Source organism: Rothia sp. CCM 9418, assembly GCF_048512825.1.
Taxonomy (GTDB): domain Bacteria; phylum Actinomycetota; class Actinomycetes; order Actinomycetales; family Micrococcaceae; genus Rothia.
Genome location: NZ_JBLXXX010000004.1, coordinates 304794 through 322995, shown reverse-complemented (window position 1 = coordinate 322995; position 18202 = coordinate 304794). Strand labels below are relative to the sequence as shown.

Sequence of the window (18202 nt, the reverse complement as noted above, 5' to 3'; positions counted from 1 at the left end):
CTCTGCAACTTGAAAAACGTAGACACCGGTCACATTTTCAGAAAAAGATTCCCCTGAAAAGAACAAAACTGCTAGTCAAGAGTGATATTCAGAAGTAAGAAAATAAAATTGTGATACAAAACAGCAATCACCGTCACTCTAAAAAGATAAAATCGATTCTAGGAAACCACTCATACAACAGCACTAAAGCATCACAGAAAGCCCAGAAATATTATGAACACCTTCATTGCCATCGACTTTGAAACTGCCAACGAACAACGTAAATCAGCATGCTCCATCGGTATGGTCAAATTTACGACCAACGGAGAAGTCCTAGACACCTACTACACCCTCATCAAGCCTCACCCCGAGGTACGATACTTCAACCCTATTAACAGCTGGGTTCACGGAATCACCGAAAAAGACATCGAAGACGCACCAGAATGGTCAGATATCGCAAAAGAAGTTGCTCAGTTCATTGGAGAGCATCCTATCGTTGCACACAACATGGCCTTCGACGGATATGTACTCTCTGACCTCAATCGTCTATACCAACAAAAACCAATCGAGAACCGACGATTCTGCACCCTACGCCTAGCCCGCAAAATTCTTGCATCCGAGATAGAACGTAAAAGCCTCGATAACGTCTACTACTATTATTTCCCCAACGAAGAATTCACACACCACCAAGCTATTTCAGATGCTATAGCCTGCGCCAAAATATTTGTTCGTATGCAGGAAGACTACCCATATGAACAAATCCAAGAGCTCTGCCCTCCAACACAAAATAATAGAAGCGGAAGTCTACAACGCCCAGGCCTCTATGCAGAACAGCTCTCAGCTCAAGAACTCATCGAAAGATATGGACAAACCCCCTGTTTAGAAGGAGAACGCATTGCTATAACAGGAACACTCAAACACGGCCAACGTAGTGCAGTGCAAGAACTTATCACCGTTCTCGGAGCAACAGCAGAAAAAAGCCTCACGAAGAAAACAACATTACTCATCGTCGGAATACCCAGCCCCCAGCACGAAAAAGCAAACTCCAATGCATCACGAAAGCTACTTAAAGCCACTGCCCTCAAAGAAGCAGGCTCACCAATACAAGTTCTCAGCGAAGAAGAATTCTTCAACAGGATTACACCATAGACCTTAAAAATTTATAAAAACCATAGTAGATTAGGGGACAAGCACAAAGAAGGGGGTAGCCCACTATGAACCAGAACAAACACAACCCGTGGCAAAGAACGAACCCGTGGCAAAAGACATCTGTAGCTATCGCATTTCTACTCTTTGGTCTTGCCCTATGCATCGGAAACTTCAACGCAAAATACTACGTCATCTACCAAAACTACTACCTCGGCATCTTCCTGATTATCCTTGGAATCATCACAGCACTACAAGCGGTACAAGCATTCCAAAGAAAAAGAACAAAGAAAACGACAAGCACCATCATCAGTCGTATCAGCGGACTCTCCCCCAGTAAAATCATCTGGCCATTCGTCTGTTTCCTCATCGGCATAACGCTCTTCTCACAAGACGTCGACATGACCTTTGCTAAAATCCCACAGAATACCTTTACCGGAGCAGTTTTCATTGCGCTACCGTTTATTGCGATGATTCCAACTGTTTTCTTCTATATCCTCGATATCGTTTACCAGAACACCAAGAAAAAATCATAGCCCCATACATCACTCAGGCCCTCCCCTAGAAAACTAGAGGAGGGCCTGACTGTATATCAAGAACCTAACGAGTTACCTCAATAACCGCCATATTCTTCTTACCACGGCGAATCAGCGCGTACCGACCAAACAACAAATCATCAAGAGAAATCGCAGCGTCTTCGCCTTGAACCTTCACGTTATTAATCGAAGCGCCACCCTCTTTAAGGGTACGCCGCGCAGCAGATTTAGACTCAGATAAGCCACTCTCACATAAAACGTTAACCATATCTAGACCGTCAAGGTTCACACACGCACGAGGAAGCTCAGCAGTAGCAGCAACAAGAGTATCCTCATCTAAATCAGAGAAAGAACCCTTCCCAAAAAGAGCCTCAGACGCAGCAATAACTTTCTGAGTTGCTTCAACACCATGCACTAACGACGTCACATCAAATGCCAGAGTCTTCTGCGCCAAACGCTTATGAGGTTCCTGCTCAACAGCAACACTCAGTTGTTCAATCTCCTCACGAGTCTTAAACGTAAAGACTTTCAAACGATCCAAAACATCAGCGTCAGCAGTATTCAGCCAGAACTGGTAGAACGCATATGGAGAGCACATCTGAGCGTCCAACCAAATCGCGTTACCCTCAGACTTACCAAACTTCGTACCATCAGAATTCGTAATCAACGGAGTACCGATAGCATGTACACTCTTGCCCTCCGTCTTACGAATCAGCTCCGTACCAGAAGTCAAATTACCCCACTGATCAGAACCACCAGTTTGCAAAGTGCACCCATACCGACGATTTAGCTCAAGGAAATCATTACCCTGAAGCACCTGATACGAGAACTCCGTATAAGAAATACCCTCATCAGAGTTCAGACGTTTCGCAACAATCTCTTTCTTCACCATCGTGCCAACGCGGAAATTCTTACCAATCTCACGCAAAAAATCAATAGCAGAAAGCTCTGAAGTCCACTCAAGATTATTTACCATCTGAGCAGCATTCTCGCCCTCAAAATCTAAGAAACGCTCAATCTGAGAACGAAGCTTGCTCACCCAACCAGCTACAACATCACGAGAGTTTAAAACACGCTCAGAAGTCTGGCGAGGATCACCAATCAGCCCCGTTGCACCACCCACCAAGCCTAAAGGCTTATGTCCAGCAAGCTGCAAACGACGCATCAACAACAGTTGAACCAAATGCCCCAAATGCAAGGATGCTGCAGTCGGATCATAACCCGTATAAAAAGTAAGAGTCTGCTCTGAAAGAGCCTTCTCTAACGCTTGCTCATCAGTACTCACATGTACTAAACCGCGCCATTTAAGCTCCTGCCAGATGTTCTCAAAAGAATCATCATTACGTTGCTGCTCTAGAATACTCACAGACATACTTACTCCTTCTTACGGTTCTCCCGACAAACCTATTGTTCCAAAAACTCAAGATACCGTCTCTAGTGTATCGGCAAAAACATTACAAAACATGCCCAAACTATCACGAGGCACGTTCAACGCTATACGACGGTTACTCTAACCCCGCAGGGAATTCTTCAGCACCAACCATATACAAACGCTGAGTTGGACGAGTCATCGCAACATACAAATCGCCAATAGCACCGTGAGAAGCTCGAATAACAGCCTGAGGCTCAACAACAATCACCACATCAAACTCCAAACCTTTAGACTCCCACGGTGTCAATACCAGAATCTGACGTTCTAAAGCCGTCATAGACGTTCCCAAACGTTCACGATGTTGCTCTGCCACAGCCTGAACAACCTGAGCATAATGTTCATCGGTAACAATCACACCAATGAGACCGCCACCATTATCAACTTCAGCCGTAATACATTCCAACACCTTCTGACACAAAGACTCAGAAGATACACGATGCAAAATAGGCGCCCACTGTCCCTGACGAACAGCACGAGGAGCATCCACCTGACGCCCCGCAGCCTGAGCAACAGCAACCGCAGCTTGAGCAATCTGTGCCGGAGTACGATAGTTCACCGTTAACGTCTCCAACGTCATACGATCCCCCACAAAAGGTTCCAACGCCTGCTCCCATGACGAAGCGCTCTCCGCAGAAGAAGCCTGAGCAATATCCCCAACAATCGTCATAGACTTCATGGGACAACGGCGGAACAATACTCGCCACTGCATCGGAGTCAGTTCCTGAGCCTCATCCACCACAATATGCCCATACGCCCATGTACGATCAGCATATGCAGCCTGAGCAGCGCTCATACGTTCAGGAGCCACCGCATAAGAATCAGCTAATTGTTCAGCAGTAATAACGCCCTCAACGCCATAATCAGAAAGTTGAGCATGAACATTTTCAAGAGTCTTCTTCGCATTCTCAAGGTTAGAAAGATGCTCCAACCGTGCACGAGCAGCAGCCGAAGCACCAACAACTTTCTCAAAATCACCCAAAAGCTCAGCCGCCTCATCTAGAAGAGGTACATCAGCTTCAGTCAAGGGGGCATCCCAGCTCCGTGCCAATAGTTGACGTTCATCAGCAGTAAACTCAGATAACGCAGAATCACGATAATGAGGTTTTGCAAAAAGCGAGCGCACCAAAGTCTCAGCGGATAACGGCATCCACGCAAGATTCAGTGCTTTACGCACATCCATAGAAGAACGAATATCCTCTTCTAGATAAGGACGTTCGAGGCTCTGCCCAGACGAAGAATCAAGTTGTTCTTGAAGCTGTTGAGTCAGCTCACGAATCAAAATCTTGACGAAGGTTTCACGTGCCTCATTATGAGGTTTTCCCGTAGAACGGGCACGATCACGTGCAGAACGAACCATACGAGGAGTCAGCTTTAACTGGTTCGAACCGACCTTCAAAAATTCTGTTTTTTCGAGGGTTTTCTGGCGGTCGCGTACAGCACGTTTAATCACTTCAACCATACGTAAATCGCCCTTAAGCTGATGAATTTTAAGGTCTTTCTCCGCAACAGCACGTACTCCGGGGAATAACGTTGCTAGAGAGGACATCACCACTCCAGTTTCGCCAAGAGAAGGTAGCACACGGTCGATGTACCACATAAAAGAAGCACTTGGCCCAATGACGAGAACACCAGCATTATTCAGGCGCTCGCGGAAGGTGTATAGCAGGTATGCGGCACGGTGCAAAGCGACTGCTGTTTTACCCGTGCCGGGTCCGCCTTGAACGACTCGAACTCCTGGCAAATCTGCACGAATAATACGGTCTTGTTCCGACTGGATGGTTGCTACGATATCGCCCATGCGCCCGGTACGTTTTCTGTTCAAAGCTGCTAATAGTGCACCTTCTCCGTGTAAAGCGCTCTCATCTTCGAGTAAGGAGGCGTCGAGGATGTCGTCTTCAATAGCTGTTACTTCACGACGTTCAAGGGTAAGGTGCCGTCGACGGCGCACACCGTTCCTATCGAAAGCGGTAGCTTGGTAAAAGGTGCCAGCTTCTGGGGCACGCCAGTCGGTGAGAAGTCTTTGATAATCTGCCGAAGCTATGCCGATACGACCAATGTAGTGGGTTTTGTCATCGTCGAAGTCTAAACGTCCAAAAGCTAAACGGTGGTCTACAGCGTTAAGCTGAGCCAGCCGCTCTTCATAATGTCTGGCGTAGGCGTCACGTTCTGAACGGTTCTGATGATTACCAGCCTCTTGGTTAAGGTGAACATCAGAGATTTTCTGTTCAGTTTCAGCGCGCATCTCATCTAAGCGTTGATACAGTTTTTTGACATAGGCACGTTCAAGGTTAAGCGCCCGCGTGTAAGTTTCGTCGTTCCTCTGTTGAGCCGTAGACGTTGAAGGTTCGTTGAGGTTCTCGGTCATGCGTATTCTTTCTTTCGTTCAGAGGTGGCAGAACATCTTTAAGATGAGGACTCTTTAATTCGCTATGCCTATGCAGTATTAAACCGTTTTTGTTGAGCTACTACTCTAGTGGAAATGGAAAGAGGAATAAGTTGTGTGTCGCTGTTTTACACAACTTACTCCTCCTTCAAGATTTTGGTCGGTCACCTTTTATTCGGTCACGGTGCTCAGCGCTTCGATGGTGTAGTTTCCGATAGCTTCGCGTCCACCAAGTCCGTCGAGTTCAAGAAGGACGCCGATACCAGCAACTTTAAGTTGGGCTTGTTCCATTAAGAATGCGGCAGCAGCAAGAGTTCCGCCGGTTGCAAGCAGGTCGTCGACGATGAGTACACGCGTTCCTGCAGGAATATCGTCACGGTGAATTTCGATAGCCGCGGAGCCGTATTCGAGTTCGTATTCTTTAGTGAAGGTATCTCGAGGCAGTTTTCCTGCTTTACGTACTGTCATCACTCCGGTACCTGCGGCGTATGCGATAGCAGATGCCATGAGGAATCCACGAGCTTCAACGCCTGCAACGATATCGAAGGTTCCTTTGAAACGATGAACGAGTTCGTCGATGGAACGTTTGAACACTTCGGGGTGAGCGAAAAGCGTTGTGACGTCGTAGAAAAGAATACCTTCTTTAGGGTAGTCCGGTATTTGTGCGCATGCGGCGGGAATTAACTCGTCGATGGGCATATCGGCAGATACATTCTGATGCATGAGTGATGTAAACCTTACGTGCCGTATGATGGCGGCGTTTATAACAGTAGAAAGTCCGTAGGAGATTATACGCCAAAAATCTGAGTGATACTGAGTAGTTTTAAAATACCTTGTTCAAGAAACAACACGGTATACCCTTCTTAGGAGTTCCTCCAAGGCTCGACCAGAGGTTTTCGTGAAGCAAAATTTCGCTGTTCGTTCAACACTTCAAGAAGTTTTTGACGTTGTTTAGCAACGGCTTCTGGTGCAGTTCCGCCTTGAGTCTTTCGAGAGGTGAGGGAGCCTTCTAGTGTGAGTATCTCATGTACGCCGGAGCTCAGGTGAGGAGAAATATTGAGATAGTCTTCTTCGCTTAACTCCCATAACTCGCACTGATTCTTTTCACAGTGTTGGACGACTTCGCCTGTTATTTCGTGGGCTTCTCGGAAGGGGACGCCTTCACGGACAAGCCACTCGGCGATGTCGGTGGCTAACGCAAAACCTTTCGGGGCGAGGGAGCTCATGCGTTCCGTGTTGAATATCAATGTTCCGACCATGCCGGCAATAGCAGGTAAGAGAAGGTGGAGCTGGTCGATAGCGTCGAAAAGGGGTTCTTTATCTTCTTGTAGGTCTCTATTGTAGGCAAGCGGTAACGCTTTAAGGGTCGCTAAGAGACCGGTGAGATCGCCAATGATACGACCTGTTTTGCCACGAGCAAGTTCTGCGATATCGGGGTTCTTCTTTTGAGGCATGATGGAGGACCCTGTTGAAAAGGCGTCATCGAGGGTGACGAAAGAAAATTCTTGGGTTGACCAGAGGATGATTTCTTCACATAGACGGGATAGGTCAATAGCTGTCATGGAAGCAATCCATAAAAATTCAGCGTAAACGTCACGTGAGGCCGTTGCGTCAAGAGAGTTATAGCTTGCTGAGCTAAACCCGAGTTCTTGTGCGATGGATTCTGGGTCAAGCTCTAAAGAGGAACCTGCTAATGCGCCAGAACCATAGGGTGAGACGGCTGCTCTGCGATCCCAGTCTTGGAAACGTTCAAGATTTCGGCTAAGAGCCCAAGCATGAGCGTAGAGATGGTGAGATAAGAGGATAGGTTGTGCGTGTTGTAGGTGGGTACGTCCAGGCATAGGGGCGTAGGGGTGTTGTTCCCCTTGGTAAAGCAGAGCGTCGATAACTTCGAGGAGTTTGCGGGCAAGGGCAGCTGCACTATCTCGTAAGTACATTTTGCCAAGTGTTGCGATTTGGTCGTTGCGGGAACGTCCGGCACGAAGTTTTCCTCCGAGGTGTTTGCCGGCACGGTCTAATAGCCCTTGTTCGAGGGAACCATGAACGTCTTCGTGGTGTTCTGCGGGGGTGTAAGTTCCTTCCCGAACATCTTTTTCGAGCGTGTTTAAGGCGGTGAGCATCTGTTCTAGTTCTGTGTCGTTGAGCAGATGTGCACGGTGTAGTACGCGGGCGTGTGCTCGAGATCCAGCGATATCGTAGGGTGCTAGACGCCAATCAAAATGAGTTGATTTAGACAGTGCGGCAAGGGAATCGGCTGGGCCTGAGGCGAATCGGCCTCCCCAGAGCGAACCAGAATTTGTGCCGTTCGAAGGTGCTGAAGACATAAGTTTGAACCTTGGTAGAGGGATGTAGGTGTGCGGTGTTAGGGGTTGAGGCGTTGATTTCGTGCGGAGGCGACTTTTGAGGACAGACCAAAGATTTCGATAAACCCGCGTGCGTGCGCTTGGTTGAAGGAGTCGCCTTCATCGTAGGTTGCGAGGTTGAAGTCGTAGAGAGAGCTTGTGGAGCGTCGTCCGGTGACGACTGCTCGTCCAGCGTGTAGGTCCATACGGATCTCTCCGTTGACCATCTGTTGGGTGTCTTGGATGAAGGCGTCAAGAGATTTTTTTAGAGGGGAGAACCATTGTCCGTCATAGACGAGTTCACTCCAGCGTTGGCCAACAATTTTTTTGAAGCGTGCTTGTTCACGTTCGATGGTGACGTTTTCAAGTTCTTGATGAGCTGCAATAAGCGCCATGGCCCCGGGTGCTTCGTAGATTTCTCGAGATTTGATGCCCACGAGTCGGTCTTCTACGATGTCGATTCGTCCGATGCCTTGCGCTCCTGCTCGGCGGTTCATTTCGGTGATGGCTTCTAGCGGTGTTACGGGTTTTTCGTCGATAGCGGTGGGGATTCCATGTTTGAACGTTATGGTGCAGGTATCTGGTGCTGGGGAGAATGTGGGGTCGTCGGTGTAGTCGTAGACATCTTTGGTCGGTGCGTTCCAGATGTCTTCGAGGAACCCTGTTTCTACAGCTCGACCCCAGACGTTTTGGTCGATGGAGAATGGGTTTTTCTTAGTGGTAACGATAGGTAGGTTGTTGTGTTCTGCGTAGCTGATAGCTTTTTCTCGTGTGAGGGCAAGGTCGCGTACTGGTGCGATACAGGTGAGTTCTGGTCCGAGGGTTTGAATACCTACTTCGAAACGGACTTGGTCGTTTCCTTTTCCTGTGCAACCGTGGGCAACGGTGGTTGCGTTGAATTTTTGGGCGGCTTGTACAAGGTGTTTGACGATGACGGGACGAGATAGTGCTGAGACTAGAGGGTAAGCGTCCATGTAGAGGGCGTTTGCTGCGAGTGCGGGCATGCAGTATTCAGTGGCGAATTCTTCGCGGGCGTCCGCGATGTAGGCTTCGACGGCTCCGCAGTCTAGTGCTCGTTGGCGGATGGTTTCGAGGTCTTCTCCGCCTTGTCCTACATCTACGGCTACGGCGATGACTTCTGCTCCGGTTGCTTCTGCAATCCAGCCGATGGCTACAGATGTGTCTAGTCCGCCAGAGTATGCTAGGACGACGCGTTCTTTCATGGGGTGTTCCTTTGTTTTGTTGGTGGTGAAGTGGGTTTGTTCACTATCAACAAGTATGAATAATTATCTATAAATATGCAAACCTATGGATAATATTTCTTCAAAGGTCTTTTAATAAGCTATTGACGCAGCTCACGCTTGAGAACTTTTCCAGTAGCACCTAAAGGCAATGAGTCAACAACCCGATAATGACGAGGACGTTTATACACAGCAAGTTGTTGGCTACACAAATGCTCAACCTCCTCACAAAGAACCTCTTGTTCATCCTGAGAGCAACGCTGACGAGGAAGGATAAAAGCATAAATCTCCTCCCCCACACGTACATCTTTTCGCCCTACAACAGCAACCATGCGCACCCGAGGGTGCGCAGCAATAACATCTTCAATCTCTCGAGGGTACACAGAATATCCGTGACGTAAAATCATGTCTTTGAGTCGATCAACAATAAAAATGTTCCCCTGCTCATCGATAGTTGCCACATCCCCCGTTGCTAACCACCCCTCAGAGAGCACCTGAGAAGTTGCCTCAACATTATTCCAGTACCCCAGCATCACATTAGGCCCACTGACCCACAGCTGCCCAGGAACCCCCACGGGGAGCAGCTCTCCAGAGTTATCACGCACTTGCACTTGAATACCCGTCAATGCCGTCCCAACAGAACCAATAACAGGCGGGCGAGAAGGCTGATTAAAAGAGACAACCGGAGAAGCTTCAGATAAGCCGTATCCTTCAAGGATGTGACAGCCAACCAGCTGATAAAAATCGGCATGAGTTGAAGCGAGTAAAGGAGAACCGCCAGAAATTCCATAACGAATATTCCCCATTAACGCCGAAGATTCTTGCCCCTCTAAAGTTGCAGATATTGCAGCATACATCGACGGCACCGCAGCAATAATACTCACCTTAGCTTGAACACATAACTCGATAGCAGACTCAGCGGTAAAACGTGGCAGCAAAGCAACCGAAGCACCTGCTGCAAAAACAGCGTTCATCGAAACTGTTTGCCCAAAAGAATGAAAAAGCGGTAGCCCCCCGAAGAAAACATCTTCTGCAGTGTAATCAAAGAATTCTGCCACCGTCATAGCGTTTGATAAAAGATTGTGATGGGTCAAAATAGCACCCTTGGGTTTTCCCGTAGTACCGGAGGTATAGAGAATGACGGCAGGATGTTGAGGTGAAACCTGCACTAATTCAGCAGCGACATCTTCCAAGGTAGCTATGCTCATATCCGAAGGACTCACAAAAGCCTGAGCATCTACAATGTGCTGTTGCACCCCGGCAAAGGAGACCTGTTCCGTTACGACCCGAGACCCTTCCCATGCGATTAGCAACTGCGCGCCAGAGTCTTCTAGGTGATATTGCACTTCACGCTCTGAAAGTAAAGGATTTAGCGGAATACACACTGCTCCCAGAGAGATAATCGCATAATAGTACACCGGCATTGCCACAATATTAGGCAAGCAAAGCGCCACTGGAGTCTGATACCCCACTCCAAGCTCTCGTAGTTCTATTTGAGCGCGAACCACTCGTTCTTGTAATTGACGGTAGCTCAGAACAGTACCTTGATATAGCAACGCATGACGGTCAAGGTGAGTATGAGAGAGAAGAAGATTTGCTACATTACAAGGGTTTTCGAGGGAGGTTGTCACGTTGTGTTCTATTCATTGTAGGCTTTGGGTACGTTCTCATATTAGTGCACGTCAAGTTCTCAGGAGAAGAGCGACAGCAACCTCAGCTTTTGAAGATTGCGTAAGGTTTCGTTCAGAAGAAGTTTGCTTTATTCGGAAGCGCAAATCTGTTATTATGAGTTACTCACAATAACACAGGAGATTCTTATGACTGAACTAACCCCCGCAGAAATTGACCTACTCAACCGAGTTTTTGACCTCGCACGAGAAGGAAATACCGAAGAACTAGAACCACTACTTAACCAAGGTATTCCCGCAAACCTCACCAACTCCCAAGGCGACACCCTGCTCATCCTTGCAAGCTACCACCAGCAGCTCAACGTCGTTGAACTATTACTCAAACACCAAGCAGACGTTAACCGCCTCAACGACAGAGGACAAACCGCGTTACTGTGCGCAGTATTTAAAAATAGCCAAGAGATCGCACAACGACTTCTCAACGCAGGAGCAGATTTAAGCATCGGCGTACAACACCCACTCGAAGTTGCTCAGTTCTTCCAGCTCACAGAAATGCAACAGCTCATCGAAGAACACCAGAAACAGGGCTAAGCTGCCCACTCCAAAAATTTTTGAGCCATCTGTTCCCCACCAAGAGGGTCACGAGTAATCACCATAACAGTATCGTCACCAGCGATAGTACCAAGAATAGGTTCAATACTCGCTTGATCAATAGCAGACGCCATAAATTGTGCAGCACCTGGAGGAGTCCGAAGAATAACTAAATTCGCAGAGGCTTCAGCAGTGATGAGAAGTTCCTTAAACAAAGAAATCATGCGCGCATCAACACCGTCTGCAGATGAACGGCGAACGGGATGATGAGGAACCGCGTAAATTAATCCGGACTTCTCATCACGCACACGCTCCGCACCAATCTCAACAAGATCACGGGATAAGGTAGCTTGCGTTACTTTGACCCCATCGTCGACGAGTAATTGCGCTAACTCAGCCTGGGAACGAACATGATGTTTTTGCAATAAATCAACAATTCGAGCTTGACGAGCTGTTTTCGTCGAGGGGATAGACATTCTCTTCATTCTCTTTCTCAGCAAAGCAATCTGCTAGTTAGTCTAGTCCCGCAACATCACAGAATAAGAAAACTAGACTGCTGTACATCTTCTACAGCACACACCGATTATATGAGTATTTTTACGATATTTATACACCTATAGGAAAAATACACGAATACTTCCTAAAGAGTATGCAAAAAATACTCCATAATAAGCATCTATATAAGCATAAACATACTCTTTAACGGATAGCATAAACCGGCAAAAAAGAAGCCTCCCACGAGATGTACCATCATCGCAAAAGGCTTCTTCTTACCAAAACTCAAAAGTTCCGTGACACAAGACTAATACTCGTTATCATCCATCACAGAACGACGACGATTAATCTTCACCGACACAAAAATACCACCAGCAAAAATCACAAAAGCACCAATGATATACGCCCAACCAGTAAGTCTCTCAGAAAACACCACACCAGCAGTAATCGGCTTTAACGTACCTGGAGCACCAGTACGAATCACTTCAAGAGAATTATCTTTGGTCGTCGCTAGCAAAGCATCTACTTCTTGAGGGAAATCCGCTCGAACACGACCAGCATCAGAGCCACGGAACTCAACCATCTCGCCAGCGTGAACGGTCAAAGGATCACCCAGCTCAGAAATAAATAACTTATTATCAAGTTGCTGATCAACCGGTAATTTACCGCTATAAATCGCAACGTTATCTTTTGTCTTCAAATCAGGAGTTAAATCCTTATAGGTTCCAGTTAGCACCCACGTACGGTCTTCATAACCAGCATGAGAAGACGCAGCAGATAATGAACGTGCCCCTTGGACACCCAAAAATACCGAAGAAATAATCGCAAGAATAATAATTCCGACGGTCAGCCAACGGCTACGGTGATCAACAACCTCATCGTCATAATCTTCAGCCTTATCAAAGCCAAAGAAAGAATCGTTGTCGGGTTCTTCAGTCACGATATTATCTCCCGATGTTTTAGATAGTTTTCTCTCACTGAGGATAAGACACTATTGTACGTGTACTTCTCAAAAAGCCCCGTTAGATAACAACTAGAGTCCCCTGATTTCCTCAGAGATTTCTGATTCTTTCATTCTTCACGATAAACCTCATAAACTCCTGAAAAAATGGTGCTGACACCAGCACAAACTGGCATCAGCACCACAAGCACCACCATGGGTACGCGCTAGAACGAACTACTCCTAAACACGAGGAACAGCACCAAAACGTTCTACCGCAACAGCCACAGCAGACTCACGAGAAGCACTCGCTTCCTCAGCTGTCAAAGTACGGTCTGAAGCTCTAAAACGTAAAGCAAAAGCCACAGATTTCTTACCCTCAGGAATACCCTCACCGCGGTAATCATCAAAGATTCGTAAATCTTCTAGAAGTTCACCAGCGCCTTCAGATAAAGCCAGAGCCACATCAGCAGCGGGGACATCGACATCAACTAATAATGCAACATCCTGCGTAGCTGCTGGGTACCCAAAAATGCTGTAAGCCTCAACAACTTCAGCTTTATCCTCACATAATGCCGAGAAATTAATCTCAAAAGCACAGGTGCGTTCAGGAAGATCCTGCTCTTTAAGCAGCTGCGGATGAAGTTCTCCAGCATAACCAATTACCGTGCCAGAAGAATCAAAAAGCACAGCGGTACGACCGGGATGGAAAGCTTGATGAGTCCCCTGCGCAAGCTTAAACTCTGCACCAGCGACATCAGCAATCAATCCCACAGCATCTAATGTGTCACGCCAATCATAAGCGCGAGCAGACGTACCAGGCATCTGTTCATGTTCATCACCACAGAATACACCAGAAATATACCGCGGTTGGTGAGGAATACCCGCATTCAAATCAGCAATAACCTCATCAGAAGGACGCTTCCCCAAACCAGGAATACTCTCCGAACCATGCTGAGTTGAAGGAACAAAAATATGCCCCGTCTCATAAAGAGCAAGATTGCGGAACCCACGGGAAATATTACGTTTAAGAACGTCCATCAGCCCTGGAAGCAAAGACCGGCGAAGAAAACCTTGAGCCTCTGAAATCGGGTTAGCAAGCTGAATAGAGGCTACAACCTCACCAGCGACAGGCTGAGCCCACACGTTATTTGCTTGAGCAGAGACAAAAGGATAAGCGTACACTTCAGTCATCCCGCTTGAAGCAAGCGCATCAAGAACACGACGGCGAGTCATCTGCTCAACAGTGTATCCGCGTCCAGGAGGAGCAACCGGAACAGTCGAAGAAATCTTGTCATATCCGATAAGACGAGCAACCTCTTCTGTCAGGTCTTCTTTATCTGTCAGGTCAGGACGCCATGTAGGAGGAAGCACCTCATACACATCATCAGCAGTCTTCACCTGAGCACCAATAGATTCCAGTGTGCTAACAATCTCTTCCTGAGTGTATGCAACTCCAATACGAGATTGTGTGTAATCTGCAGGAAGGCAAATCGGTTGAGGTTGAACAGTATGGTTCACATCGCTAGATTCTGCGGTAATCGTTGCCCCAGCAAGTTCTACCAATAGTTCAACAGCACGCTGCGCAGCAGCTGCCTGCAACGCAGAATCTACGCCGCGTTCAAAACGTTTAGAAGCATCTGACGAGAGCTTATGACGACGCGACGAACGAGCAATAGAGACCTCATCAAAACGTGCAGACTCGATGAGAATCTCACGTGTTTCAGCCGTCACTTCAGTACTTGCTCCGCCCATAACACCGGCAAGAGCAATAGCACCAGAATCATCACAGATGACAAGATCTTCTGGATGTAAAGTACGTTCTTTCTCGTCTAAGGTTAGAAGAGTTTCACCTTCGCGAGCGCGACGTACTGACAATGAACCAGAAAGTTTCTGTGCATCGTAAAAGTGGAGTGGCTGCCCTGTCTCTAACATGACGTAGTTTGAGATGTCTACAGGAAGGGATACTGAACGAATTCCAGCTAAACGCAGACGTGAAGCCAGCCACAACGGAGTCGGGGTGTCCGATGCGACGTTGGTAACTTTGCGAGTGACGAAGCGTGTGCAACCAGGTTTGCCGTGGATAGGAGCTTCATCGTTGAGAGTGACCTCATGATCTGAGGGGTGTGTTTGAGGCGCGCGTTCTGCTAAGTCTGTGACGAAGTCGTGGAAAGGCTCCCCTACTGCATGGCAGTATTCGCGTGCAATACCTCGAATGGAGAATGCGTATCCGCGGTCGGGTGTGACGTTAACTTCTGCGGCTTCATCGTATAAGCCCAGTAGTTCCATTGCGTCAGTACCAATTTCGGGGTCTAATCCTAAATCAGATAATACGATGATTCCGCCGGTGTCTTCGCCTAAGCCCAGTTCACGAGCGGAGGCAAGCATACCAGCTGATTTGTGACCGTATGTTTTACGTGCAGTAATCGCGAAACCGCCAGGTAGTACAGCACCGGGGAGTGTGACAACCACTTTATCGCCCACTCTAAAGTTATGGGCACCACAGATAATTCCTTGAATACCAGATTCTTCGATGCCTTTACCAGTGAGGGTTTGAGTCTGCCCTTCAGGGACAACACGCACCTGACACCAGTTCACGGTTTTACCGTTGGAGTGGGTTTCTGGTTCTTGAGAAAGGACCTGCCCAATGACAATCGGCCCTGAAATTTCGTCGGTAGGACGGTGAACGTCTTCTTCTTCGAGTCCAACCTTCACCAAAATTTCCATGACGTCTTCGGAACGTGCTTCTTCAGGGACGGGTGCGTACTCACGCAACCATGAGAGAGGTATCCGCATCTTTTAAATCTCCATTCCAAACTGCTGTGAAAAGCGAACGTCGCCTTCAATAATGTCACGCATGTCTTCTACACCGTTGCGGAACATCAGGGTTCTTTCAATACCCATGCCAAACGCAAAACCAGAGTATTCTTCGGGGTCAATACCTGCTGCACGAAGCACCTGCGGGTTAACCATGCCGCAACCGCCCCATTCAATCCAGCGGGGCCCGCCCTTAGCCCCTGGATGCCAGAGGTCTAGTTCGGCAGAAGGCTCCGTAAAGGGGAAGTAATTGGGGCGTAAACGAATTTTTGCGTCGTCACCGAACATCTCTCGAGCCATATGTTCAAGAGTTCCTTTGAGATCTGCCATGGTGAGCCCTTTATCGACGGCAAGACCTTCAATCTGGTGGAATACAGGAGTGTGAGTTGCGTCGAGTTCGTCAGTACGATACACCTGGCCAGGGCAGACAACATATACCGGAAGCTCACGAGTGAGCAAAGAACGCATCTGCACTGGTGAAGTATGAGTACGAAGCATCAAATGTGCCTGTACAGGCTCAACAAAGAATGTATCTTGAAGTTCACGGGCAGGATGGTCTGGAGGGAAATTCAATGAGTCAAAGTTGTACCATTCTGATTCGACTTCAGGGCCGTCAGCAACTTCCCATCCCATAGCCACAAAAATATCGGTGAGACGATCTTGCAAAATATTAATAGGGTGCCGTCCGCCTAGTGCGCGACGTGCGGAAACAGCAGTAACATCTACCGCTTCCTCAACGAGAATACGAGCAGCGTGTTCTTCTTCAAGCTCACTATTACGCGCTTCGATAGCTTGACTCAGACGTCCACGAGCCTGCCCCATGAGTTTGCCGACCTCAGCTTTGTGCTCTTTAGAGAGGTGACGCATCTGCTTATTGGCGAGAGTGAAGCTTCCTTTATCTCCCAAGAAGGCTAAACGTGTTTGTTTGAGTTCATCAAAGGTGTTTGATGATTCTTCAACAGCAGCTAAGGCGCGTGAAAGTTCTTGGGAAAAAGCATCCTTAACTCGCTCTATTCCCTGCACAGAATCTGCTTCAAGAACTTCTTGAAGGCTCGCCAGAGTATGGTAAGACTCTGGCAGATTAGTGCTTTCAGATAATGAATCAGTCATTAATAACTCGTCTCGTTGCATAGTGGTATAGCGCAGAATGCGCCTTTTATCTCGTCTTCATCCTAGTTTAGTGTACCTTCGGTGTTCTCTGTGCACAGTCCACTAGGATGAGGCATTGTTGTCATCTTTATCAGTTTTTGTACAATCGGATAATCTGCCGGTATCCAGTCAATCGATAGCAGGCTACTGTCAATATCAACCCATTGTATTTGTTGGTGTCCTTCAACCATATGAGCTTCTCCTGAAGAGATGGCGCAGAACCATACGCGCATGGCAGCTTGCTCTGATAAAGCCCACCCCTGAGAATAAGGTCCCGTAATCTCGTGCCCTAACGTGACGCGTATAGAAAGTTCTTCATAAAGTTCACGTGTTAAGGCTTGTTCACAGCTCTCACCGGTTTCAACTTTTCCGCCAGGAAACTCCCATAGACCAGCAAGTTCTTTGGGGGCGTGACGTTGCCCAATCAGAAGCCGAGTCGGGTGTCCTAAAGAATCGACGATGGCCCCGCCAACAACTTGGAGAGGAAAAATATGGGTCATTTTTTCGTTCCGTGTTGCGCTCGAGCTGAAGCGTACAGGCATAATGCGGCAGCAACACTCACGTTGAGAGATTCTGCAGAACCATGAACAGGAACTGCAACGCGCTCATCTGCTAGAGCTTTCTCGTCGGCGCTTAGCCCTTGAGCTTCGTTGCCCAATAGCCATACCGTTGGTTGAGAAAGATCGTATGAGTTCTCGTCATGAGGGATTGTCCATCGTTTAGCGACTGCAATATCCGATAGTTCGTCAAGGTCTAGTGCCCCGTACCCATCTGCAGCAAGAATACCCATACCGTAACGACGTGCAGTCTCAATAAAATCTGCCAAGGCTAGATTACTCACCACAGGAAGATGAAAAAGTGAACCGGCAGTAGAGCGCACGGTCTTAGGGTTATAGATATCTACGGTGTCTGCCGTGCTCACAATTAAATCGGCGCCAGCAGCATCGGCGGCACGAATAATAGTTCCCGCGTTACCGGGGTCTTGCAGGCGCGCAAGAACAGCAACCAGTTGAGGTATTTTTCCTTGAGCCGAGAAAATACGTGATATATCGGGTTCTTGAATGAACGCTATAGCAATCATTCCTTGTGGGGTGACAGCATCCGACATGGCTTCGAGCACTTCTTCAGTGACCATGCGCATAAAAACTTTACGGCCTTGTTCTGGTGTCGGTGTGCCGTGTACTTTTTCGAGTAGTTCAGCAATATCACGGTGACGGTCGAAGGCACGTTCCGTTACGTATACGGCATCAAGAAGTGGCGTATGAAGATGCGCGTTGAGGGCTTCTCTTACGGCTTGCGGGCCTTCTACAAGAAATTGTTTTTTCTTATGACGCCCACGACGTGTTGCTAATGATGCGATGTCTTTAACACGGTCAGCCTGAGGGTTTTCCATGATAACGGGGGTACTTAAACGTTTTTTAAAATCCACGGTCTCCACTCTACCGGATATATATTTTTCTGTATCTTTTGCCCTGAAAAAGCCCAGAATACGATTGTGCCGTTCTCTACTACAAGTAGAGAAC

The 18202-nt window shown here is 47.7% G+C and carries 15 protein-coding genes; 3 read left to right on the top strand and 12 right to left on the bottom strand.

Features of this window, described 5'->3' with window-relative positions; translation table 11 throughout:
• Window positions 1-213: 213 nt before the first annotated feature.
• Both ACN083_RS07545 and ACN083_RS07540 read left to right on the top strand, forming a co-directional pair.
• On the top strand, window positions 214-1128 hold the full coding sequence (locus ACN083_RS07545; protein WP_419102219.1) for an exonuclease domain-containing protein: 915 nt from the start codon (window positions 214-216) through the stop codon (window positions 1126-1128).
• A gap of 65 nt (window positions 1129-1193) precedes the next feature.
• Complete coding sequence (locus ACN083_RS07540) at window positions 1194-1661, top strand: hypothetical protein (RefSeq protein WP_419102218.1); 468 nt, start codon at window positions 1194-1196, stop codon at window positions 1659-1661.
• Between the two features lie 64 nt (window positions 1662-1725).
• On the opposite strand, the gene tyrS is transcribed toward ACN083_RS07540, so the two are convergent.
• The 6 genes from tyrS to ACN083_RS07510 form a co-directional block, all read right to left on the bottom strand.
• Entirely contained in the window at window positions 1726-3033 is a 1308-nt protein-coding gene (tyrS, locus tag ACN083_RS07535; protein ID WP_419102217.1) for a tyrosine--tRNA ligase, read from the bottom strand.
• A 133-nt stretch (window positions 3034-3166) separates the two neighbouring features.
• Complete coding sequence (locus ACN083_RS07530; RefSeq protein ID WP_419102216.1) at window positions 3167-5458, bottom strand: HelD family protein; 2292 nt, start codon at window positions 5456-5458, stop codon at window positions 3167-3169.
• Between the two features lie 189 nt (window positions 5459-5647).
• On the bottom strand, window positions 5648-6199 hold the full coding sequence (locus ACN083_RS07525; RefSeq protein WP_419102215.1) for an adenine phosphoribosyltransferase: 552 nt from the start codon (window positions 6197-6199) through the stop codon (window positions 5648-5650).
• Window positions 6200-6339: 140 nt separating this feature from the next.
• Window positions 6340-7800, bottom strand: a complete 1461-nt coding sequence (gene argH / locus ACN083_RS07520; RefSeq protein ID WP_419102214.1) for an argininosuccinate lyase — start codon at window positions 7798-7800, stop codon at window positions 6340-6342.
• A 38-nt stretch (window positions 7801-7838) separates the two neighbouring features.
• Window positions 7839-9041 carry an argininosuccinate synthase gene (locus ACN083_RS07515; protein ID WP_419102213.1) on the bottom strand — a complete coding sequence of 401 codons (1203 nt, stop codon included), beginning with the start codon at window positions 9039-9041 and terminating at the stop codon, window positions 7839-7841.
• Between the two features lie 119 nt (window positions 9042-9160).
• Window positions 9161-10690 (bottom strand): AMP-binding protein, encoded by a 1530-nt coding sequence (locus ACN083_RS07510; RefSeq protein ID WP_419102212.1) that lies wholly within the window; start codon window positions 10688-10690, stop codon window positions 9161-9163.
• Between the two features lie 186 nt (window positions 10691-10876).
• Here ACN083_RS07510 and ACN083_RS07505 point away from each other — a divergent pair, with 186 nt between their 5' ends.
• Window positions 10877-11278, top strand: a complete 402-nt coding sequence (locus tag ACN083_RS07505; RefSeq protein ID WP_419102211.1) for an ankyrin repeat domain-containing protein — start codon at window positions 10877-10879, stop codon at window positions 11276-11278.
• Here the strand turns inward: ACN083_RS07505 and ACN083_RS07500 are convergent.
• From ACN083_RS07500 to ACN083_RS07475, 6 genes are all read right to left on the bottom strand, one after another.
• Entirely contained in the window at window positions 11275-11754 is a 480-nt protein-coding gene (locus ACN083_RS07500) for an arginine repressor (protein ID WP_419102210.1), read from the bottom strand. The genes ACN083_RS07505 and ACN083_RS07500 overlap by 4 nt on opposite strands.
• Window positions 11755-12080: 326 nt before the next feature.
• The gene (locus tag ACN083_RS07495) at window positions 12081-12713 is read right to left on the bottom strand and encodes a hypothetical protein (protein WP_419102209.1); all 633 of its coding nucleotides are present in this window, start codon (window positions 12711-12713) and stop codon (window positions 12081-12083) included.
• Window positions 12714-12956: 243 nt separating this feature from the next.
• Entirely contained in the window at window positions 12957-15509 is a 2553-nt protein-coding gene (pheT, locus tag ACN083_RS07490) for a phenylalanine--tRNA ligase subunit beta (protein ID WP_419102208.1), read from the bottom strand.
• 3 nt (window positions 15510-15512) lie between these two features.
• Window positions 15513-16640, bottom strand: coding sequence for a phenylalanine--tRNA ligase subunit alpha (pheS, locus tag ACN083_RS07485; RefSeq protein WP_419102207.1), 1128 nt, complete (start codon window positions 16638-16640; stop codon window positions 15513-15515).
• A 62-nt stretch (window positions 16641-16702) separates the two neighbouring features.
• Window positions 16703-17179 carry a (deoxy)nucleoside triphosphate pyrophosphohydrolase gene (locus ACN083_RS07480; protein WP_419102206.1) on the bottom strand — a complete coding sequence of 159 codons (477 nt, stop codon included), beginning with the start codon at window positions 17177-17179 and terminating at the stop codon, window positions 16703-16705.
• Window positions 17176-18108 (bottom strand): TrmH family RNA methyltransferase, encoded by a 933-nt coding sequence (locus ACN083_RS07475; RefSeq protein ID WP_419102205.1) that lies wholly within the window; start codon window positions 18106-18108, stop codon window positions 17176-17178. The genes ACN083_RS07480 and ACN083_RS07475 overlap by 4 nt, the downstream gene beginning before the upstream one ends.
• Window positions 18109-18202 lie beyond the last annotated feature (94 nt).

What these genes read in the sequence shown, in the direction of transcription:
- ACN083_RS07545 (WP_419102219.1), top strand. Translation starts at nt 214, where the DNA reads ATGAACACCTTCATTGCCATCGACTTTGAAACTGCCAACGAACAACGT.
- ACN083_RS07540 (WP_419102218.1), top strand. Translation starts at nt 1,194, where the DNA reads ATGAACCAGAACAAACACAACCCGTGGCAAAGAACGAACCCGTGGCAA.
- tyrS (WP_419102217.1), bottom strand. Translation starts at nt 3,033, where the DNA reads ATGTCTGTGAGTATTCTAGAGCAGCAACGTAATGATGATTCTTTTGAG.
- ACN083_RS07530 (WP_419102216.1), bottom strand. Translation starts at nt 5,458, where the DNA reads ATGACCGAGAACCTCAACGAACCTTCAACGTCTACGGCTCAACAGAGG.
- ACN083_RS07525 (WP_419102215.1), bottom strand. Translation starts at nt 6,199, where the DNA reads ATGCATCAGAATGTATCTGCCGATATGCCCATCGACGAGTTAATTCCC.
- argH (WP_419102214.1), bottom strand. Translation starts at nt 7,800, where the DNA reads ATGTCTTCAGCACCTTCGAACGGCACAAATTCTGGTTCGCTCTGGGGA.
- ACN083_RS07515 (WP_419102213.1), bottom strand. Translation starts at nt 9,041, where the DNA reads ATGAAAGAACGCGTCGTCCTAGCATACTCTGGCGGACTAGACACATCT.
- ACN083_RS07505 (WP_419102211.1), top strand. Translation starts at nt 10,877, where the DNA reads ATGACTGAACTAACCCCCGCAGAAATTGACCTACTCAACCGAGTTTTT.
- ACN083_RS07500 (WP_419102210.1), bottom strand. Translation starts at nt 11,754, where the DNA reads ATGTCTATCCCCTCGACGAAAACAGCTCGTCAAGCTCGAATTGTTGAT.
- pheT (WP_419102208.1), bottom strand. Translation starts at nt 15,509, where the DNA reads ATGCGGATACCTCTCTCATGGTTGCGTGAGTACGCACCCGTCCCTGAA.
- pheS (WP_419102207.1), bottom strand. Translation starts at nt 16,640, where the DNA reads ATGACTGATTCATTATCTGAAAGCACTAATCTGCCAGAGTCTTACCAT.
- ACN083_RS07480 (WP_419102206.1), bottom strand. Translation starts at nt 17,179, where the DNA reads ATGACCCATATTTTTCCTCTCCAAGTTGTTGGCGGGGCCATCGTCGAT.